This is a genomic window from Streptomyces sp. rh34, assembly GCF_002551245.1.
Lineage (GTDB): Bacteria > Actinomycetota > Actinomycetes > Streptomycetales > Streptomycetaceae > Streptomyces.
This window is the reverse complement of record NZ_NTGZ01000134.1, coordinates 1-20453: the sequence shown is the minus strand read 5'-3', so window position 1 is coordinate 20453 and position 20453 is coordinate 1. Positions and strand designations below refer to the sequence as shown.

Sequence of the window (20453 nt, the reverse complement as noted above, 5' to 3'; positions counted from 1 at the left end):
GAAACGCCCGGTTACATTCCGAACCCGGAAGCTAAGCCTTTCAGCGCCGATGGTACTGCAGGGGGGACCCTGTGGGAGAGTAGGACGCCGCCGAACAATCTTTCCAGGACCCCTGGTCCCAGCGTTCAACGCTGGGACCAGGGGTCCTTTTGTTTTCCCGAAGCGCGTCGACTGGTCGGCTGCGCGAGAATGTCTGTGGTACCCGAAGACAGGAGTCACACCCATGTCCACCAACTCTCCCGACGATCGTCCGGAGCGCGAGCCGCGTCGCCGGGACGGCGGTGACAGGGGCGGTTACCGCGGTGGTCGTGACGACCGGTCCGGTTCCGGCGCACCTCGACGCGACAACGACCGTGGCGGCTTCCGCCGTGACGACAACAGGCCTTCCGGCACCGGCGCCGGCACCGGCGGCGGCTTCCGCCGTGACGACCGGGACCGCGACCGGGGCCCGCGTCGTGACGACAGCCGGCCGACCGGTGGTGGTTTCCGTCGTGATGACAACCGTGGTGGTGGCTCCGGCGGCGGCTTCCGCCGCGACGACAGTCGGCCTTCCGGTGGTGGGTTCCGTCGTGACGACAGTCGTGGTGGGGACCGTGATCGTGGGCCTCGTCGTGAGGACGACCGTGGTGGGTACCGGGGTGGTCAGCAGCGTGATGACCGTGGTGGCCGTCCGAGCGGTGGCTTCGAGCGCCGCGACGACCGCCCTCGCGGCCCGCGCCGTGACGACGACCGCCCCTCCGGTGGCGGGTTCCGCCGTGACGACAGCCGGCCTTCCGGTGGCGGCTTCCGCCGTGACGACAGCCGTGGTGGTGGCTCCGGTGGCGGTTTCCGTCGCGACGACAGCCGGGGCGGTGGCTCCGGTGGTGGTTTCCGGCGTGATGACAACCGTGGTGGGGACCGTGATCGCGGGCCTCGTCGTGAGGACGACCGCGGTGGCCGTCCGAGCGGTGGTTTCGAACGCCGTGACGACCGCCCTCGCGGCCCCCGTCGTGACGACGACCGTCCCTCCGGTGGCGGTTTCCGCCGTGACGACAACCGGGGCGGCGACAGGGACCGCGGCGGATACCGGGGCGGCCAGCGCGACGATCGCGACCGCGGGGGCTTCCGGGGGCGTGACGACCGGGACCGGGACCGGGAGCCGATCAAGCGGCTGCCGATTCCGGACGACGTCACGGGCGACGAGATCGACAAGGACGTACGCCAGGAGCTCATGAGCCTGCCGAAGACCCTTGCCGAGGACGTCGCGCGCAACCTCGTCATGGTGGCCCGGCTGATCGACGAGGACCCCGAGGAGGCGTACGCGTACGCCCGTATCGCCCTCCGGCTCGCGTCCCGCGTCGCGGCCGTGCGCGAGGCGGCCGGGTTCGCGGCGTACGCGACGCAGAAGTACGCCGAGGCGCTCGCCGAGTTCCGGGCGGCCCGGCGGATGACCGGGTCCGTGGACCTGTGGCCCGTCATGGCGGACTGCGAGCGAGGGCTCGGACGGCCCGAGCGGGCGATGGCCATGGCCGGCGAGCCCGAGGTGCAGAAGCTGGACAAGGCCGGACAGGTCGAGATGCGGCTGGTGGCCGCCGGGGCACGTCGTGACATGGGTCAGATCGACGCCGCCATCGTGACGCTGCAGGGCCCCGAGCTCGCGTCCCACTCCGTGCAGCCGTGGACGCCGCGACTTCGCTACGCGTACGCGGACGCCCTGCTGGAGGCGGGGCGCGAGGACGAGGCGCGGGAGTGGTTCGGGAAGGCGCTGGAGGCCGACAAGGACGGTTCCACCGACGCGTCGGACCGGCTCGCCGCGCTCGACGGCGTGGAGTTCGTCGACGTCCTCGGTGACGACGAGACGGCCGAGGCGGACGCGGCCGACGAGGTCGCGCCTCGTGCCGAGGACCCGCGCGAAGGCCGCGACGCCGAGGACCGCGTGCGTGATGCCGCCGACCTCGATGACGAGCAGGACGAGGACGACGATCAGGACGGGTCCGCGGACGGTTCGGTCAAGGCTTAGCAGCTGATGAAGAGGGGCGGCACTCCGGCCGGAGTGCCGCCCCTCTTCGCGTTCCGTGCCCGCCTGCCGGTCTGCGGATCAGTCGAGGGCGAGACTCCGCATGACCAGGCCCGTGGCCGGCTTCGGGCCGAACGACGTTGATTTGCGGGGCATGGTGACGCCCTGCCGGGCCAGGTCCCGGACGACCTCTTCGCGTACGGGATGCATCAGGACCGCCGTGGCGTCGAGGCGTTCCGCCTGTTCGACGGCTGCCGCGGTGTCATGGATGTAGCCGATGTGCTCCGGCGCGTCGGGGATCCGCCACACGTCGTCGAGCAGCGCGGAGTGCAGGACCGTCGCGTCCAGGGTGCGCCAGGCGTCGGGACGGTCCGTCCGAACGGTGCGGGCCAGCAGGGCAGGGTCGGGGCGGTCCACCAGATGGAAACCCCCGTCGCCGGCGAGCAGGAACGCGTTGCCCCCGGCCGCCGCTTCGGCCAGCGCGTCGAGGGCCCGGGGGAGTGGCCCCTCGACCGGCCGGACGCGGAAGAGACCGGTCAGCGACTTCAGGGCCCGGGAGACCGGCAGCCCGCGCAGCAGCCGGTGGATGGCGCGGACCCGGAGCGGATGGCGGGCGGTGTCGACGAGGAGGACGAGGCCGTGGTCCCACGGCCCGGGCGCCGTCTGTTCCCGCTGGAGCCGGAGATAGGTGGCCCAGCGGTGGTGGCCGTCCGCGATGAGCGCTTGGTGCCGCGCGAGGTCTGTCTGAATCTCGCTCCGTTCGGCCGGGTCCGTCACGGCCCAGAGACGGTGCCGGAAGCCGTCCTCCGTCGTGGTGGCGAGCAGGGGCTCCCGCAGGACCGCGCGCTCGATCACCGCTGCCGCCCCGGCCGGCGCGCCCGTCCCGCCGCGGTAGGTCAGGAGCAGCGGCTCCAGATGGGCCCCCGTCGTACGCATCAGCTCCGCGCGGTCCGCGACGACGTCGTCCATGACGTCCTCGTGGGGCAGCACGATGCCGTCGGCGGCGGGGGAGAGGGCCAGGGTGCCGATCAGGCCCCGCTGGAGGATCTCGTCGTTCCGCTGCTCGTAGACGTACAGCACAGGGTCCGGATCCGGTGCGATGACGCCCTCGGCCAGCCAGCGGTCCAGGGTGGTGGCCGCCTGCCGGTGCCGGTCCCGGGCCGTCTCGGCCTGGGGGAGGATGAGGCGCACGATGTTGTGCGGGTCCGCGGACTCCAGGTGGTGCAGCCCGTCGGGCCGGACGACCACGTCGTACGGGGGCGAGGTCACGGCGGCAAGGCTGCCGACCCGCTCGGGGACGTATCGCAGTCCGCGGAACGGGGAAAGCCGCAGCCCCTGGTCGACGAGACCTGAAGTGTTCATCAGGGCATCGTATGTGTGCAGCGGGCATACGAGGTGTTCGGGGCGGAAGCCCGGAAGAGGAGCGAGTCATATGAGCCATCAGCAGGACAGGCACCGGCCGTCGGGGAGCAGCGCGGCGCTGAGCGAGGCGTACGACACGGCTCTCCTCGACCTCGACGGGGTCGTTTACGCGGGCGGGGAAGCCATCGGTCACGCCGTGGAATCGCTGGCCGAGGCGCGGGCCGGGGGTATGCACCTCGCGTACGTCACCAACAACGCGCTGCGGACGCCGGACGCGGTGGCGGAGCACCTGACGGAGCTCGGGGTGCCCGCCGAACCCTCCGACGTGATCACCTCCGCACAGGCCGTCGCCCGGCTGGTCGCCGATCAACTGCCGGCCGGAGCACGGGTGCTGGCGATCGGCGGCGAAGGGCTGCGGGTCGCGCTGCGCGAGCGCGGGCTGGTGCCGGTGGAGTCGGCGGACGACGACCCGGCGGCGGTGGTCCAGGGATACGGCGGGCCGGACATGGCGTGGGGGCGGTTCGCCGAGGCGAGCTACGCGATCCGGCGCGGGCTGCCGTGGTTCGCGTCCAACACCGACCTGACCATCCCGGGCGCCCGGGGCATCGCGCCCGGCAACGGGGCCGCGGTCGAGGTCGTACGGATCGCCACCGGGGCCGAGCCGCAGGTCGCGGGGAAGCCGTTGCCGCCGATGCACCGCGAGACCGTGCTGCGGACCGGGGCGAAGCGGCCGATCGTCGTCGGGGACCGGCTGGACACGGACATCGAGGGCGCGTTCAACGGGGGCGTGGACTCGCTGCTGGTGCTGACCGGGGTGACCGACGCGGCGCAGTTGCTGGCCGCTCCGCCGCAGCACCGGCCGACCTATGTGGACCGGGATCTGCGGGGGCTGCTGACCGGGCAGCCCGAGGTGACGCCGGCCGGTGAGGCGTACCGGTGCGGGGGCTGGACGGCGGCCGTGCGTGGGGGCGAGCTGGTGCTGGAGGGCGAGGGCGAGGCGCTCGACGGGCTGCGGGCGCTCTGCGCGGCGGCCTGGACCTCCGCGGGTCCGGGTGTGTGCCGGCTGGAGACGGGGAAGGCCCTCGCCGGGCTCGGGCTCTGAACCGGATCCCCGGAGTCGATCGACGAACCGGTGCCGGGCATCGCCCGACGAACCGATCCCCGGAGTCGATCGGCGAACCGGTCCCCGGCATCGCCCGACGTCCTTGGCCCGCGCAGGTGTTGAGGGTGTGGGGCGGCGGCCCGGGACCAGTGGCGTGAAGAGCAAGATAGGTTAACCTAACCTGATGCGCTCGGTGGTCTGCCCGTGCCCCGCGCCGTGCCGCTCCACCTCACCGACTCCGGGAGTACGACCATGCAGCGCCTCACCGCGGAATCGGTGACCCTCGGCTATGACCAGCGGGTCATCACCGAGAACCTCTCGGTGGAGATTCCCGACAACTCCTTCACCGTGATCGTCGGCCCCAACGCCTGCGGCAAGTCGACCCTGCTGCGCGCCCTCGCCCGGATGCTGAAGCCGAGCCGGGGGCAGGTGCTGCTGGACGGGCAGACCATCCACCAGCTGCCCGCGAAGAAGGTCGCCCGGACGCTGGGGCTGCTGCCGCAGTCCTCCATAGCGCCCGACGGGATCACCGTCGCCGACCTCGTCGCCCGCGGCCGGTACCCCCACCAGGGGCTGCTGCGGCAGTGGTCGCCGGAGGACGAGCGGGTCGTCGACGCGTCCATGGAGTCCACCGGCGTCGCCGAGCTGGCCGATCGCTATGTCGACGAACTGTCCGGCGGCCAGCGTCAGCGGGTCTGGATCGCCATGGCGCTGGCCCAGCAGACGCCGCTGCTGCTGCTCGACGAGCCGACGACGTACCTCGACATCCAGCACCAGATCGATGTCCTCGACCTGTGCGCGGAGCTGCACGAGACGCAGGGCCGCACGCTGGTCGCGGTGCTCCACGACCTGAACCACGCCGCGCGGTACGCCACGCATCTCATCGCGATGCGGGACGGGGACATCGTCGCGGCGGGACCGCCTTCGGAGGTGGTCGACGCGGCGCTGGTGGAGCGGGTGTTCGGGATGCGGTGCCAGGTGATCGACGACCCCGAGACCGGGACGCCGCTGGTCGTGCCGGCCGCCCGTAAGGCTCGGAAGGTCGCCGCCGCGTAAATGGTGGGGGCACGGCGGCGGGTGCGGGGTGCGGCCCGGTGGACGCCTTGTCCTCAATCGCCGGACGGGATTGAAACGCGGCCGCTCGGCCTCGATCTCGCGGGACGGGCATGAAGGTGCTGCCGCCTGCCCGTGAAGGTGCGGCCTACAGCAGTGATCTCAGTTTCAGCAGGTCCCGGAAGCCCGCCTCCAGGCGTACACGGCCCGAGCCCCACGCCTTCGCGAAGTTCAGGTCGCCGTCCACCAGCGCCACCAGGTCGTCGCCCGTCATCGCGAGCCTGATCTCGGCCTTGTCCCGGGGCGGCCCCTCGACCGTGTCCCGCACCTGGACCCGGCCTCCGGCCAGCCGTCCGGTGAACGTGATGTCGAGGTCCTTGATGTGACAGCTCAGCGAGCGGTCGAGGGCAGCGGCGCCGCGCACGTCGCCCTCGGTGGCCGCGAGGTTGTCGGAAAGTCTTCTCAGTGCGCTGCGGCACTCAGCCATGGTCGCCATCGTGCTCGACGGTACACCGGCCCGTCGATGTAGCGTTTCGGCATGAGCGACTGGACGCCGGAGGCGGGGACACCGCCCGTGAGCACGCCCGACGAGCCGGACCCGGCGGTGGACCGCCCGGCGGCGGACGTGCCCGGAGCCGGGGAGCCGGCCCTCGGCGTGCCCTCCTTCGAGCCTGCCGAACCCGCGCCCCTGGGGGTCGTGCGCACCCCCACCGGCCATGGAGCGGTGGACGCCCGGCTGGAGCGTCTGGCCGATGCGGACCACCTCCCGGCGGACGGGCACATCGAGGTGTACGAGGATGTACACCGTGGGCTGCGATCGGAGCTGACCTCGCTGGACGCCCGTCCGGCCGCCGCACCGGCTCCCACGCCCACGGCCACGCCGTCGCACCGACCGCACGACACGCATCACGACACGCATCACAACAACAGGAGCTGAACCGAACGTGGCAGGAGTGGCACGTCGCCGCCTCGACGCCGAGCTGGTACGCCGCAAGCTCGCCCGCTCGCGCGAGCACGCGAGCCAGCTGATCGCCTCAGGGCGCGTCACCGTAGGCCGCACCACCGCGACCAAACCCGCCACCCAGGTCGAGACGGCCGCGGCGATCGTCGTCACCAAGGACGACGGCGACCCGGACTACGTCTCGCGCGGCGGCCACAAGCTGGCCGGGGCGCTCGCCGCGTTCCTGCCGCTCGGGCTGACCGTTCAGGGGCGGCGGGCGCTGGACGCCGGGGCGTCGACCGGCGGGTTCACCGACGTGCTGCTGCGGGCCGGGGCCCGGCAGGTCGTCGCCGTCGACGTCGGCTACGGGCAGCTCGCGTGGTCGCTGCAGTCCGATGAACGGGTCGTCGTCAAGGACCGTACCAACGTGCGTGAGCTGACCTTGGAGGCCATCGACGGGGAGGCGGTGGACCTGGTGGTGGGGGATCTGTCCTTCATCCCGCTGGGCCTCGTGCTGCCCGCCCTCGCCCGCTGCGCCGGGCCCGACGCGGACCTGGTCCTCATGGTCAAGCCGCAGTTCGAGGTGGGCAAGGAGCGGCTCGGCAGCGGCGGAGTGGTGCGGAGTTCGGAGCTGCGCGCCGAAGCCGTGCGCGAAGTGGCGCGCCGGGCCTGGGGGCTCGGCCTCGGCGTACGGGGGGTGACGGCCAGTCCGCTGCCCGGCCCGTCGGGGAACGTCGAGTACTTTCTGTGGCTGCGGGCCGGCGCACCTGAGCTGGATCCCGCGGATGTCGACCGTGCAGTGGCGGAGGGGCCTCGTTGACGACGAATGTGACCACGAATGCGGCACGAACAGTCTTCCTTTTGGCGCACACCGGCCGGCCGGCCGCGATCCGCAGCGCGGAGCTCGTCGTGCAGGGGCTGCTGCGCAACGGGCTCGGCGTACGGGTCTCGGCGACCGAGGCGGCCGATCTGCCGCTGCCGGACACCGTGGAGACGGTCACCGACACCAGTCCCTCCGCCGTGGACGGCTGCGAGCTGCTGATCGTCCTCGGCGGTGACGGCACCCTGTTGCGCGGCGCGGAGTTCTCCCGCGCCTCCGGGGTGCCGATGCTCGGTGTCAACCTCGGACGCGTCGGCTTCCTCGCCGAGGCCGAGCGCGACGACCTCGACAAGGTGGTCTCCCGGGTCGTCACCCGCGACTACGAGGTCGAGGAGCGGATGACGATCGACGTCGTCGTGCACAGCAACGGCGATGTCGTGCACACCGACTGGGCGCTCAACGAGGCGGCCGTGCAGAAGGTGTCGCCCGAGCGGATGCTCGAAGTGGTCCTGGAGATCGACGGCCGCCCGGTCACCGGGTTCGGCTGCGACGGGATCGTCTGCGCGACCCCGACCGGTTCGACCGCGTACGCCTTCTCGGCGGGCGGGCCCGTCGTCTGGCCCGAGGTCGAGGCGCTGCTGATGGTCCCGATCAGCGCCCACGCGCTGTTCGCCAAGCCGCTGGTGACCTCGCCCACGTCCGTGCTCGCGGTCGAGGTCCAGCCGCACACCCCGCACGGGGTGCTGTGGTGCGACGGGCGGCGGACCGTGGAGCTGCCCGCCGGGGCGCGGGTCGAGGTACGGCGCGGTGCGGTGCCCGTACGGCTGGCGCGGTTGCACCAGGCCTCGTTCACCGACCGGCTGGTGGCGAAGTTCGCGCTGCCCGTCTCGGGCTGGCGGGGCGCGCCCCACTGACCGTTCGACGGCGCAGCACGGCCCTCGCGACCCTCGGGAGAGTGAATCCGGGAGCGGGGGCCGTCGCGCGTCCGGCCCGGGACCTCGTAAGGTCATGTCCGTGTTGGAGGAGATGCGGATACGGTCGCTCGGAGTCATCGACGACGCGGTGGTGGAGCTGTCACCCGGTTTCACCGCGGTCACGGGTGAGACCGGCGCGGGCAAGACCATGGTCGTCACGAGCCTCGGGCTGCTGCTCGGCGGGCGCGCGGACCCAGCCCTTGTACGGGTCGGGGCCAAGGCCGCGGTCGTCGAGGGCCGGATCACGGTGTCCGAGGGCGACGCGGCGGCGCTGCGGGCCGAGGAGGCCGGGGCGGAACTCGACGACGGCGCGCTGCTCATCAGCCGTACGGTTTCGGCGGAAGGACGCTCACGGGCCCACCTCGGGGGCAGATCCGTGCCGGTGGGGGTCCTGACCGAGCTGGCGGACGAACTCGTCGCCGTGCACGGCCAGACCGACCAGCAGGGCCTGCTCAAGCCCGCGCGGCAGCGGGGGGCGCTCGACCGGTACGCCGGGGACGGTGTGGCGGTCCCGCACGCCGCCTACACGGAGGCCTACCGGCGGCTGCGGACCGTCGCCGCGACCTTGGATGAGCTGACCACCCGGGCCCGGGAGCGGGCCCAGGAGGCGGATCTGCTGCGTTTCGGTCTGAACGAGGTCGCCGCCGTCGAGCCGTTGCCGGGTGAGGACGTCGAGCTGGCCGCCGAGGCGGAGCGGCTCGGGCACGCCGAGGCCCTCGCCTCCGCGGCCTCCCTCGCGCACACCGCGCTGGCGGGGAACCCGGAGGATCCGGAGAGCGTCGACGCCACCACCGTGGTCGCCGCCGCCGGGCAGGCCCTGGACGGGGTCCGGGCCCACGACCCGGCGCTGGCCGCGCTGGCCGACCGGATCGGGGAGATCTCCATCCTGATCGCCGACGTCTCCGGGGAGCTGGCCGGGTACGCCGACCAGCTGGAGGCCGACCCGCTGCGGCTGGCCGCCGTGGAGGAGCGCCGGGCCGCGCTGACCGCGCTGACCCGGAAGTACGGCACGGACATCACGGCGGTGCTCGCCTGGGCCCAGGAGGGCGCCGGCCGGCTCACCGAGCTGGAGGGCGACGACGAGCGCATCGGCGAACTGACCGCCGAGCGCGACGGGCTACGGGCCGAACTCTCCGTGCTCGGGCAGGCGTTGACCGATGCGCGGACGGAGGCGGCCGCCCGGTTCGCCGAGGCGGTGACGGACGAGCTGGCCTCGCTCGCCATGCCGCACGCCCGGGTCTCGTTCGCCATCCGGCAGACCGAGGCGGCGGACGAGGCGTCCGGCATCGACATCGGCGGGCGCAGCGTCCTCTACGGACCCTCCGGCGCGGACGAGGTCGAGCTGCTGCTCGCCCCGCACCCGGGCGCCCAGCCCCGGCCGATCGCCAAGGGCGCGTCGGGCGGTGAGCTGTCCCGGGTGATGCTCGCGGTCGAGGTCGTCTTCGCGGGCTCCGACCCCGTACCGACGTACCTCTTCGACGAGGTCGACGCGGGTGTCGGCGGCAAGGCGGCGGTCGAGGTCGGCCGGCGTCTCGCCAAGCTCGCCCGGTCCGCGCAGGTCGTGGTCGTGACCCACCTGCCGCAGGTCGCGGCCTTCGCCGACCGGCAGCTGCTGGTCGAGAAGACCGTGGACGGCTCGGTGACCCGCAGCGGCGTCACCGTCCTGGAGGGCGAGGACCGGGTCCGGGAGCTGTCCCGGATGCTGGCGGGGCAGGAGGACTCCGAGACGGCCCGCGCCCACGCGGAGGAGCTGCTGGCCACGGCCCGCGCCGAATAACCGCTCGTGACGGCCGTACGCGTACGGGCGGGGGATTCCTCCCGCCCGTACGTGCTTCCGCCGGGCGGACAGCGACAACCTCGCGCCTCGACATTCACCCGTGAGGGTGGTGCCGCGTGGTCGGTTGTCGCCATGAGCGCGGCAGCAACGTTACGGCGGTCCCAGCACGTGCGTACGGGCTGGCATCCTGGGCGCTGTACTTCTTCCGCCGACTCCGGAGCCCCGGGGAGCCAATCAACGTGTCACAACTGCATACGGTCCACGTCCTGGGCGGCGGGAGTGCGGGCAGTAGCGCGCACGTCGGTTCGCTGGCCGCCGGGCTGGTGGCGCGCGGAGTGCGGGTGACCGTCTGCGCCCCGTCCGCGGTGGACCGCGCCCACGACTTCACGACGACCGGAGCCCGGTTCCTTCCCGTGCCCCGGCGCAGCGACCCGGCCGCCGTCGCCGCGCTGCGGGCCGCCTGCGCGGGTGCGGACGTCGTCCACGCCCATGGGCTCCACGCGACCGCCCGTACCGCCCTCGCGCTGAGCGGCCGCGCCGTGCCCCTGGTGATGACCTGGCACACGCGGCGGTACGCGGAAGGCGCCCGCCGTCAGATCCTGCACCTGCTGGAAAGGCGCGCCGCACGGGCGGCGGCCGTGGTCCTCGCCCCTTCGTCCGATCTGGTGGACCGGGCCCGCGCGCGGGGCGCACGTGACGCCCGGCTCGCCCCCGTCACCGTCCCGCCCCCGCGCCCGGCCGGTGCCGGCGACGCGGGCAAGGTGCGGGCCGAACTGGGTGCGGTGGACCGGCCGTTGCTGATGGCCGTCGGCAGTCTCGTACCGCATCACGGCTTCGACCTCCTGCTGGACGCGGCCCGCGTCTGGCGGCGTCTGGACCCCGCGCCGCATCTCGTCATCGCGGGGGAGGGGCGCGACCGGGACGCTCTGCGACGGCGGATCACGGACGAGGAGTTGCCTGTCACCCTCATCGGATGCCGGGACGGCGTGGGGGAGTTGCTCGCCGCCGCCGATCTGGCCGTGCTGCCGAGCCGGTGGGAGGGCCGCTCCCCGCTGGCGCAGGAGGCGCTGCGCGCAGGGGTTCCGCTCGTCGCCACCGCGGTCGGCGGCGTGCCCGAACTGGTCGGCGAGGCGGCCGAATTGGTGCCCTACGGCAACGCCGAGGCCCTCGCCGCCACGGTCGTGAGGCTGCTCGGGGACCCGGCGGAGCGCGCCCGGCTCGCCGGGGCCGGGCGGGTGCAGGCGGCGGGCTGGCCCACCGAGGACGACACGATCGCCCATGTGCTCAGCGTCTACGACGAGTTGGCGCAACCGCTGGCGACGGGGCGGGTGCGCTGAAGAGGCGGGCGCCAGGGCCTGCTCTCAGGTCGTGTGGCGGCGGGCCCGCAGCGCCAGGCTCAGCGCCAGCACCGTCTGCGGGTCGTCCAGGTCCGTGCCCAGCAGCTCGCCGATCCGGGCCAGGCGGTTGTAGAGCGTCTGACGGTTGAGGTGCAGCTCGCGGGCGGTCTCCGCCTTGCGGCCCGCGTGCTCCAGATACGCCTGGAGCGTCGGGAGCAGCGCCGGGCGCGAGGTGCGGTCGTGCTCGCGCAGCGGACCGATCGCCCGGTTCACGAACGCCGCCAGGTCCGGATGGTCCCGCAACCGCCACAGCAGCAGGTCGATGTCGAGGCGCCGGGCGTCGTACCAGGGCCGGTCGTCCAGGCCCTGCGCGGCCGTCGCCGTCTCCGACGCGTGCCGCAGCCCCGCGCCCGCGGCGGCCCAGCCGCCCGGGACGCCCACCACGACCACCGGCGGCTGCGATCCGGCGCGGTCGAGGCCGGCCCGCTCCACCCCTGCCCGCAGCGCCACCGCCATCCGGTCCGCGACCGCGGAGCGCTCGCCCTCCGAACGCAGCCCCAGCAGCAGCGGAACCCGCCCCTCCACGGGCCGTACACCGAGCAGCACCGGTACCCCGACCGAGGCCAGCTCCTCCAGGACCGCACGGGCCAGCACCGCCCAGTTGCCCGACGGGGACAGCTCGGGGGCCAGCCGCATCACCACCGGGAGCAGCGAAGTGCCGCCGGGCCGGAAGCCGAGCACCCGGGCCTGGGCGGGGGCGTCCTCCGGGGTGATCCGGCCCTCCGCGAGGTCGGTGAGGAAGTCGCCCCGGCCCCGGGCCGCCAGCTCCTCCTCCTGCCGGGCCTGCATCAGCACGACGGCGAGCAGCCCCGCCGCGCGCTCCGCCGCCATCCGGTGCACGGTCGCCAGCGGCCCGGCCACCGCGAGCAGCACCAGCCGGGCCCGTACCGCACCGGTCTCTGGCCCGCCGCCGTCCACGTCCACCAGCACCGCACCGGCCGGCGGGCTCTCCCTGGCCACCCGGTCGCCGCGCATGCCCTCCCAGACCTGGAGCGGGTCCGCGCCCACCGGGCCGGTCCCGGTGGACGCCGCGTACAGGAGCCGGCCGTCGGGCGTCTCCAGGAAGACCGGGTTGGCGGTGAAGTCGGCGAGGATCCCGAGGACCTGGGGCACCCCGCCCCCGTCGAGCAGCGCCCGGGTGGCGCGCCGGTGCACCTCCTCCGCCTGCTGGAGCAGCGCGTAGTGCCCGTTGACGATCTCGGTGTGCACCTCCTCGGTCACCGCGACGAACGGCACCTCGCGGTGCAGCTGGACCAGCGGAAGCCCGGCCGCGCGCGCGGCGTCCACGATGGAGGCGGGCAGCCGTCCGAAGCGCGGGCCGAGCTCCACGACCAGGGCCGCGATGCCCCGGTCGGCGAGGCGGCGGACGAAGGCGCGCTGTTCGGCGGGGCGGGCGCCCAGGCCCAGGCCGGTGGTCAGGAGCAGCTCGCCGCCCTTGAGGAGGGAGGCGATGTTCGGGACCTCGCCCGCGTGCACCCAGCGCACCGTACGGTTCAGCCGGTCGGCGCCGGCCACCACTTCCGGGAGCCCGGCGCGCAGCCCGGGCAGCTCCAGCGCCCGCTGCACGGTGATTCCGCTGTGGCTCTCCACGTACCGGCCCGCTTCCCTTGTGCCGTGCCCGTCGATCGGGCGGTCGTCCTGTTCAGGACGCTACCGCCCGGGGCGCGGGACGCGCACCGCAGGGGAGGAGCGGGGACGCGCCGCCGCACCGGCCCGGCCCGGTCAGGGCTTCGTCAGCAACCCCGCGAGCGTGCCCCGGCTGCTCCGCAGCGCCTCGATCCGGTCGTCCATCACCGCCAGCTCCCCGCCGAGGATCTCCCGCAGCTCCGCGCACCAGTCGAACCCGGGCTCCTCGCCCCGGGAACACGGCAGCACCTGAGCGATCACCTCGGTGGACAGGCCCGCCCGCAGCAGCGCGCGGATCTGCGTGACGGTCACCACGGCCTCCTCGTCGTAGGCGCGATATCCGTTCGCACCCCGCCCCGCCGACAACAGTCCCTGCGCCTCGTAGTACCGCAGCGACCGCGCGCTGACGCCCGTCCGCCGGGACAACTCCCCGATCAGCATGTGCCCGCGCCCCGTTCCCTCTTGACCTTGTCACCGGTGTCAGGCCCTAACGTCCGGGCCATGAACGAAGATTCCCCGTACATCGTGCACGTGAACGGCCGCACGGCCGCCACCGGCGACCTCGCGCCGCTCGCCTTCGCGGGCCACGCCCACTTCACCGCCGTACAGGTCCGCGGTGGCCGGGTCCGCGGCCTCGACCTCCACCTGGAGCGGCTGCGGTCCGCTTCGGCGGAGCTGTTCGGCCGGGCTCTGCCGGAGGACCTGGTGCGCTCGCGGCTGCGTACGGCGCTCCGTGACGGGCCGGTCGATCTGTCGCTGACGGTCACGGTGTACTCCCCGGCGGGCGAGTTCACCGCGGCCGACGCCGAACCCGCGCTCCTCGTGCGCACCGGCCCGGCGTCGTCCGGCCCCGGCGGTCCGCTCGCCCTGGCGGCGGTCCGGCACGACCGGTTCCAGCCGCACATCAAGCACGTCGGCGAGGCGGCCAAGACGCACCTGCTCCGCGAGGCCGTCGCCGACGGCTTCGACGACGCCGCGTTCCTGGACGGGGAGGGCCGGTTCAGCGAGGCGACGATCTGGAATCTGGCGTTCTGGGACGGCGCGTCGGTGCTGTGGCCCCGGGCCGGCCTGCTGACCGGGACGACCATGGGCATCGTCCGGCGGCAGCTGGACCGGCTCGGAGTCGGACAGCGGACCGTCGCGGTCACCCCCGACGACCTGCCCGCCCTCACCGGCGCGGTCGTCATGAACTCCTGGACGCCGGGCGTGCCCGTCCACCGGATCGGCGCGGTCGAGTTGCCGGCCGCCCCGCCGTTCCTGGACCTGCTCCACCGGGCGTACGAGGCCGAACCGCTCACCGCCCCCTGAACGTGCGAAGGCCGCCCCGGAGAGCCCGGGGCGGCCGCCCGTACCGTCGGCGGGATCAGCCGACGTACGCGCCGCTCGCCGTCAGCCGCAGAGCCGTGTCGATCAGCGGGACGTGGCTGAACGCCTGCGGGAAGTTCCCCACCTGGCGCTGGAGGTTGGAGTCCCACTCCTCGGCCAGCAGGCCCAGGTCGTTGCGGAGCGCCAGCAGCTTCTCGAACAGCTGGCGCGCCTCGTCGACCCGGCCGATCATCGCGAGGTCGTCGGCCATCCAGAACGAGCAGGCCAGGAACGCGCCCTCGTCGCCCGCCAGACCGTCGACGCCCGCGTCCTCGCCCTCCGTCGGGTAGCGCAGGATGAAGCCGTCCTCCGTGGACAGCTCCCGCTGGATCGCCTCGATCGTGCCGATGACCCGCTTGTCGTCCGGCGGCAGGAAGCCCATCTGCGGGATGAGCAGCAGGGAGGCGTCCAGTTCCTTCGACCCGTAGGACTGGGTGAAGGTGTTGCGCTCCTCGTCGTAGCCGCGCTCGAGGACGTCCCGGTGGATGTCGTCGCGGAGCTGGTACCACCGCTCCAGCGGACCTTCGACGTCCCCCGACTCGACCAGCTTGATCGTCCGGTCGACCGCGACCCACGCCATCACCTTCGAGTGCACGAAGTGCCGACGCGGCCCGCGCACCTCCCAGATGCCCTCGTCGGGCTCCTCCCAGTGCTTCTCCAGATACTCGATCAGCTTGAGCTGGAGGCCCATGGCGTAGTCGTTGCGGGTCAGACCCGTCATGTGCGCCAGGTGCAGCGCCTCGGTGACCTCGCCGTACACGTCGAGCTGGAGCTGGTTGGCCGCGCCGTTGCCGACCCGGACCGGGCCGGAGTTCTCGTAACCGGGCAGCCAGTCCAGCTCCGCCTCGCCGAGCTCGCGCTCGCCGGCGATGCCGTACATGATCTGCAGGTTCTCCGGGTCACCCGCCACCGCCCGCAGCAGCCACTCGCGCCAGGCGCGGGCCTCCTCCCGGTATCCGGTGCGCAGCAGCGAGGAGAGGGTGATCGCGGCGTCCCGCAGCCAGGTGTAGCGGTAGTCCCAGTTCCGTACGCCCCCGATCTCCTCGGGCAGGGAGGTGGTCGGGGCCGCGACGATGCCGCCGGTCGGCGCGTACGTGAGGGCCTTCAACGTGATCAGGGAGCGGACGACCGCCTCCCGATAAGGCCCGTGGTACGTGCACTGATCGACCCATTCGCGCCAGAACAGCTCGGTCGCCTCCAGGGAACCCTCGGGTTCGGGGAGGGCGGGCGGCCCGTGGTGCGAGGGCTGCCAGCTGATCGTGAACGCCACCCGGTCGCCGGGGCCGACGGTGAAGTCGGAGTAGGTGGTCAGGTTCCTGCCGTAGGTGTCCGCCTCGGTGTCCAGCCAGACGGAGTCCGGACCGGCGACGGCGACCGTGCGGTTGTCGACCTTGTGCACCCAGGGCGTCACCCGGCCGTAGCTGAAACGCATCCGCAGTTCCGAGCGCATCGGCACCCGGCCGCTGACGCCCTCCACGATCCGGATGAGCTGCGGTGCGCCGTCCCGCGGCGGCATGAAATCGGTCACCCGTACGGTGCCGCGCGGCGTGTCCCACTCCGATTCGAGGACGAGGGAGTCGCCGCGGTAGCGCCGCCGGTCGGCGAAGGCTGGTTCCGTTCCTTCCGCTCTCGCGGGGCCCATGCGCCAGAAGCCGTGTTCCTCGGTGCCCAGAAGCCCCGCGAACACGGCGTGCGAGTCGAAGCGGGGCAGGCACAACCAGTCCGCTGTGCCGTCCCGGCAGACCAGGGCGGCGGTCTGCATGTCTCCGATGAGTGCGTAATCCTCGATGCGCCCGGCCACGTGCGTCTCCAGTCGAACGGCCATGTCGCCCCGTCAAAGGGCGCTTACTGCGGTCAAGGGGATCGTAGGGTCTTTCACCCGGGAAGAATCCGACGAGTCCTGTACCGGTGGGCGGCCTGGGTGCTCCGCCGCCCGGCCGTCTCGGCAGCGAGTGTTTGAGCAGGATACGACGCACGGCGACGATCCGCGCGACGGTCGCGGCAAGATCTCTGAGCTGATCGGGTGTGACGTGAAGTGCTGGAGGTGATGGTGTGACTCCGATGTGGAGGGTGTGGCCGGAAGCAGCCTCCCGTCGTCGCTGTTACCCTGGTAGCCCGTGGACCGGTGGTCGTTCGCGACAGCGCACGAGGCCCCCGAACCGCAGCGACGGCACCCCCGGAATCCCCGGTCGGGCGGCCGGTACGCACCTCAGAATCGCGACCACGGGAGCCCCCTTTGGCTATGCAGCCCACATCCACGACGACCAAGCACATCTTCGTCACCGGGGGTGTCGCCTCCTCCCTCGGCAAGGGTCTGACTGCCTCCAGCCTGGGTGCCCTGCTCAAGGCGCGTGGCCTGCGGGTCACCATGCAGAAGCTCGACCCCTACCTCAACGTCGACCCCGGCACGATGAACCCCTTCCAGCACGGTGAGGTGTTCGTCACCAACGACGGCGCCGAGACCGACCTGGACATCGGCCACTACGAGCGCTTCCTCGACGTCGACCTCGACGGCTCCGCCAACGTGACGACCGGCCAGGTCTACTCGCAGGTCATCGCCAAGGAGCGGCGCGGCGAGTACCTGGGCGACACCGTCCAGGTCATCCCGCACATCACCAACGAGATCAAGCACCGCATCCGCCGCATGGCCACCGACGACGTGGACGTCGTCATCACCGAGGTCGGCGGCACGGTCGGCGACATCGAGTCGCTGCCGTTCCTGGAAACCGTCCGCCAGGTCCGCCACGAGGTCGGCCGGGACAACGTCTTCGTCGTCCACATCTCGCTGCTGCCGTACATCGGCCCCTCCGGCGAGCTGAAGACCAAGCCCACCCAGCACTCGGTGGCCGCCCTGCGCAACATCGGCATCCAGCCGGACGCCATCGTGCTGCGCGCCGACCGTGAGGTCCCCACGGCCATCAAGCGCAAGATCTCGCTGATGTGCGACGTCGACGAGACCGCCGTGGTGGCCTGCCCGGACGCCCGGTCGATCTACGACATCCCCAAGGTGCTGCACACCGAGGGCCTGGACGCCTACGTCGTGCGCAAGCTCGACCTGCCGTTCCGGGACGTCGACTGGACCACCTGGGACGACCTGCTGGACCGGGTCCACAACCCCGACCACGAGGTCACCGTCGCGCTGGTCGGCAAGTACATCGACCTGCCCGACGCCTACCTCTCGGTCACCGAGGCCATCCGCGCCGGCGGCTTCGCCAACAAGGCCCGGGTCAAGGTCAAGTGGGTCACCTCCGACGACTGCCGCACCGCGGCCGGCGCCGCCGAACACCTCGGCGACGTCGACGCGATCTGCATCCCGGGCGGCTTCGGCGAGCGCGGGGTCGACGGCAAGGTCGGCGCCATCCGCTACGCCCGTGAGAACAAGGTCCCGCTGCTCGGCCTCTGCCTCGGCCTCCAGTGCATCGTGATCGAGGCGGCCCGTTCGCTCGCCGAGATCCCCGACGCCAACTCCACCGAGTTCGACGCCGCCACATCCCACCCCGTCATCTCGACGATGGAGGAGCAGCTCGCCTACGTCGAGGGCGCGGGCGACCTGGGCGGCACCATGCGGCTCGGCCTCTACCCGGCCAAGCTCGCCGAGGGCTCCCTCGTCCGCGAGGCCTACGACGGCCAGCCGTACGTGGAGGAGCGCCACCGCCACCGCTACGAGGTCAACAACACCTACCGGGCCGAGCTGGAGAAGAAGGCCGGTCTGGTCTTCTCCGGCACCTCCCCGGACAACAAGCTCGTCGAGTACGTCGAGTACCCGCGCGAGACGCACCCCTACCTGGTCGCCACCCAGGCGCACCCGGAGCTGCGCTCCCGCCCGACCCGCCCGCACCCGCTCTTCGCGGGTCTGGTGAAGGCCGCCGTCGCGCGCCAGGTCGCCGCCGCGAAGGGCGCGGACGCGTAACACCGAGGCATTACGGTTGACCGGGGTACGGATCCTGTGCGGATCGGTACCCCGGTTTCCGTTGGTTCGTGGGAGGACGTGGACGTACATGGGTATCCAGGACAAGCCCGAGGAGTGGCAGGTCACCGCGACCGCGACCCCCTTCGCCGGCAACAAGACCAGCGTCCGCACCGACCAGGTGGTGATGCCCGACGGATCCGTCCACGGCCGTGACTACCAGGTCCACCCCGGCTCCGTGGCCGTCCTCGCGCTCGACGACGACGACCGGGTCATCGTGCTGCGCCAGTACCGCCACCCGGTGCGCCACCGGCTCTGGGAGATCCCGGCCGGACTGCTCGACGTCCCCGGCGAGAACCCCCTGCACGCCGCTCAGCGCGAGCTGTACGAGGAGGCGCACGTCAAGGCCGAGGACTGGCGGGTGCTGACCGACGTCTACACCACGCCCGGCGGCTGCGACGAGGCCGTGCGCGTCTTCCTCGCCCGCGATCTCTCCGAGGCGGAGGGCGAGCGGTACGCGGTCTCCGAGGAGGAGGCCGACATGGAGCACGCCCGGGTGCCGCTGCCCGAGCTGGTCCGCTCGGTGATCGCGGGGGACCTGCACAACAACTGCCTGGTCGTCGGGGTGCTCGCGCTCTCCGCCGTACGCGCGGGCGACGGCGTCGACTCGCTGCGCCCCGCCGAGGCGCCCTGGCCGGCCCGGCCCTTCGAGGCCTGACGGGCCGTCTGGGTCCCTGCCCCACCCCCCGATCGGACGATCACAGGACCCGGTGATCGTAAAAAATGAAGAAATGCTGATCCGATCGGGGGATGTTCCTCGTGCTCCGCCCCACTCCGCAGTGATCGTCGTCACCGCTGAACTACGCTCGAAATGCACCCGACCGGAGTTCCGGCGGGCACCGCGTGCAGCGAAGTGGAGCGTGGCTCGTGACCGATCAGGCGGTGGACACCAGCGGCCCGGCGAAGGCCCCCGGGACCGAGGAGCCGTCCGGCACCGTACCGCCCCGATTCTTCGGCCGCGAACGTGAGTTGAAGGCTCTGCGGGCGGACATCGAGCGCGCCGGCCTCGACACCCTGGCCGGCCGCAAGGCCCCCCGCGCCCGGGTCCTGCTCATCGCGGGCCGGCCCGGATCGGGCCGCAGCGCGCTCGCCGAGGAGCTGGCCGGAGCGCTCACCGGAACCGATGCCGCCGGTGCCGCCGCGACCGCCACGGGCGCACTGCCCTGGGCCGTTCCCGGTACGGGCTCCGGCGACTACCCCGACGGGGTGCTCCGGGTCGGCCTCACCGACCCCGGCGGCGGACGCGTCCCCACCGAACGCACCGCGGGCGAGCTCCTCGGCCTCCTCGGGGTGGCGGTCCCGCCCGGCGCCGATCAGGACGAACTGTCCGAGATGGTCCGCGAGGCCCTCGCCGTACGCCGGCTCGTGCTGGTGCTCGACGACGCGGCCGACGCCGAACAGGTCGACCCGCTGCTCCCGGAGAACCCGGACTGCCTGGTCCTCGCCACCGCGACCGGACCGCTGACCGGCATCCCCGACGTGCGGCCCTGCACCCTCGGCGGGCTGGAGGCGGGCGCGGCGGTGCGGCTGCTCGCCCGCGTCATCGGGCAGGTCCGCATCACCGTCGACCCCCGCACCGCGGAGAGCCTGGCCGAGGAGTGCGGGGGCCAGCCCGCGGCGCTGGCCCTGATGGGCGGCCTGCTCGCCGCCCACCCCATGGCCTCGGTCGCCGACGTCGCCAAGCAGTTGTACGAGTTGCCCGACTCCGGCGAGCAACTGCCCACCGGTGCCCGCCCGCTGGCCCGGGCGTTCCGGCTCGTCCACGACTCCCTGCCGGGGGCCGCCGCCCGGATACTGCGCCTGCTGGCCCTCGCCCCCGCCGGACTGGCCGACGCCCACACCGCCTCCGCGCTGGCCGGTTGCTCGGTCTCCGCGGCCCGCGCCACCCTCGACGACTTCGTGAAGCGCGGGCTGCTGCGGACGGACGGCGCGGCCCACCCCCAGTACGCGGTGCCCGGCTGCCTCGCCCCGATGCTGCGGGCCCTCCTGGAGGACCGGGACCGGGCGGCCGAGATCCAGCTCGCCCGCGCCCGGATGCTGGAGCGGACCGTGCGCCGGCTCCAGTCCTGCCGGG

Annotated in this window: 18 protein-coding genes and 1 rRNA gene; 14 read left to right on the top strand and 5 right to left on the bottom strand. The window is 73.0% G+C overall.

Annotated features, from left to right (window positions below):
- From rrf to CR470_RS40080, 3 genes are all read left to right on the top strand, one after another.
- Nucleotides 1-96, top strand: a 5S ribosomal RNA gene (rrf, locus tag CR470_RS23000); the annotation flags it as partial.
- 212 nt (nt 97-308) lie between these two features.
- Nucleotides 309-1214, top strand: a complete 906-nt coding sequence (locus CR470_RS40085) for a hypothetical protein (RefSeq protein ID WP_218923777.1) — start codon at nt 309-311, stop codon at nt 1212-1214.
- The gene (locus CR470_RS40080; RefSeq protein ID WP_218923776.1) at nt 1211-1999 is read left to right on the top strand and encodes a tetratricopeptide repeat protein; all 789 of its coding nucleotides are present in this window, start codon (nt 1211-1213) and stop codon (nt 1997-1999) included. The genes CR470_RS40085 and CR470_RS40080 overlap by 4 nt, the downstream gene beginning before the upstream one ends.
- A gap of 78 nt (nt 2000-2077) precedes the next feature.
- On the opposite strand, the gene CR470_RS22990 is transcribed toward CR470_RS40080, so the two are convergent.
- Nucleotides 2078-3358, bottom strand: a complete 1281-nt coding sequence (locus CR470_RS22990) for a DUF1015 family protein (protein ID WP_097869446.1) — start codon at nt 3356-3358, stop codon at nt 2078-2080.
- 70 nt (nt 3359-3428) lie between these two features.
- On the opposite strand from CR470_RS22990, the gene CR470_RS22985 reads away from it, so the two are divergent.
- Together CR470_RS22985 and CR470_RS22980 are read left to right on the top strand one after the other, a co-directional pair.
- Nucleotides 3429-4460 carry an HAD-IIA family hydrolase gene (locus CR470_RS22985; protein WP_097869445.1) on the top strand — a complete coding sequence of 344 codons (1032 nt, stop codon included), beginning with the start codon at nt 3429-3431 and terminating at the stop codon, nt 4458-4460.
- A 252-nt stretch (nt 4461-4712) separates the two neighbouring features.
- Nucleotides 4713-5516, top strand: a complete 804-nt coding sequence (locus tag CR470_RS22980) for an ABC transporter ATP-binding protein (protein ID WP_097869444.1) — start codon at nt 4713-4715, stop codon at nt 5514-5516.
- 145 nt (nt 5517-5661) lie between these two features.
- Here CR470_RS22980 and CR470_RS22975 read toward each other — a convergent pair whose 3' ends face one another.
- Nucleotides 5662-6009, bottom strand: coding sequence for an SCP2 sterol-binding domain-containing protein (locus CR470_RS22975; RefSeq protein ID WP_097869443.1), 348 nt, complete (start codon nt 6007-6009; stop codon nt 5662-5664).
- 42 nt (nt 6010-6051) lie between these two features.
- Here CR470_RS22975 and CR470_RS22970 point away from each other — a divergent pair, with 42 nt between their 5' ends.
- The 5 genes from CR470_RS22970 to CR470_RS22950 all read left to right on the top strand — a co-directional run bounded on the left by CR470_RS22970 (nt 6052) and on the right by CR470_RS22950 (nt 11361).
- Nucleotides 6052-6450 carry a hypothetical protein gene (locus CR470_RS22970; protein ID WP_097869442.1) on the top strand — a complete coding sequence of 133 codons (399 nt, stop codon included), beginning with the start codon at nt 6052-6054 and terminating at the stop codon, nt 6448-6450.
- Nucleotides 6451-6457: 7 nt separating this feature from the next.
- On the top strand, nt 6458-7273 hold the full coding sequence (locus CR470_RS22965) for a TlyA family RNA methyltransferase (protein WP_097869441.1): 816 nt from the start codon (nt 6458-6460) through the stop codon (nt 7271-7273).
- Nucleotides 7274-7281: 8 nt separating this feature from the next.
- A complete protein-coding gene (locus CR470_RS22960) occupies nt 7282-8187 on the top strand; it encodes an NAD kinase (protein ID WP_018959672.1) in 906 nt (301 codons plus the stop codon).
- 94 nt (nt 8188-8281) lie between these two features.
- On the top strand, nt 8282-10024 hold the full coding sequence (gene recN, locus CR470_RS22955) for a DNA repair protein RecN (protein WP_097869440.1): 1743 nt from the start codon (nt 8282-8284) through the stop codon (nt 10022-10024).
- A gap of 239 nt (nt 10025-10263) precedes the next feature.
- Entirely contained in the window at nt 10264-11361 is a 1098-nt protein-coding gene (locus CR470_RS22950; protein WP_097869439.1) for a glycosyltransferase family 4 protein, read from the top strand.
- Nucleotides 11362-11385: 24 nt separating this feature from the next.
- On the opposite strand, the gene CR470_RS22945 is transcribed toward CR470_RS22950, so the two are convergent.
- Entirely contained in the window at nt 11386-13011 is a 1626-nt protein-coding gene (locus tag CR470_RS22945) for a PucR family transcriptional regulator (RefSeq protein ID WP_097869438.1), read from the bottom strand.
- Nucleotides 13012-13143: 132 nt separating this feature from the next.
- The gene (locus CR470_RS22940) at nt 13144-13488 is read right to left on the bottom strand and encodes a MerR family transcriptional regulator (protein WP_097869437.1); all 345 of its coding nucleotides are present in this window, start codon (nt 13486-13488) and stop codon (nt 13144-13146) included.
- A gap of 60 nt (nt 13489-13548) precedes the next feature.
- Between CR470_RS22940 and CR470_RS22935 the strand changes: the two genes are divergently transcribed.
- Nucleotides 13549-14355: an aminotransferase class IV family protein gene (locus CR470_RS22935; RefSeq protein WP_097869436.1), complete on the top strand. Its 807-nt coding sequence runs from the start codon at nt 13549-13551 to the stop codon at nt 14353-14355.
- Nucleotides 14356-14410: 55 nt separating this feature from the next.
- Here CR470_RS22935 and CR470_RS22930 read toward each other — a convergent pair whose 3' ends face one another.
- The gene (locus CR470_RS22930) at nt 14411-16213 is read right to left on the bottom strand and encodes a glycoside hydrolase family 15 protein (protein ID WP_097869435.1); all 1803 of its coding nucleotides are present in this window, start codon (nt 16211-16213) and stop codon (nt 14411-14413) included.
- Between the two features lie 441 nt (nt 16214-16654).
- On the opposite strand from CR470_RS22930, the gene CR470_RS22925 reads away from it, so the two are divergent.
- From CR470_RS22925 to CR470_RS22915, 3 genes are all read left to right on the top strand, one after another.
- Complete coding sequence (locus CR470_RS22925) at nt 16655-18322, top strand: CTP synthase (RefSeq protein WP_097869434.1); 1668 nt, start codon at nt 16655-16657, stop codon at nt 18320-18322.
- An 88-nt stretch (nt 18323-18410) separates the two neighbouring features.
- Nucleotides 18411-19037, top strand: coding sequence for an NUDIX domain-containing protein (locus CR470_RS22920; protein WP_097869433.1), 627 nt, complete (start codon nt 18411-18413; stop codon nt 19035-19037).
- Between the two features lie 209 nt (nt 19038-19246).
- Nucleotides 19247-20453, top strand: a 1207-nt coding sequence (locus CR470_RS22915; RefSeq protein ID WP_257138884.1) for an NB-ARC domain-containing protein, incomplete at its 3' end; no start/stop codon positions are given.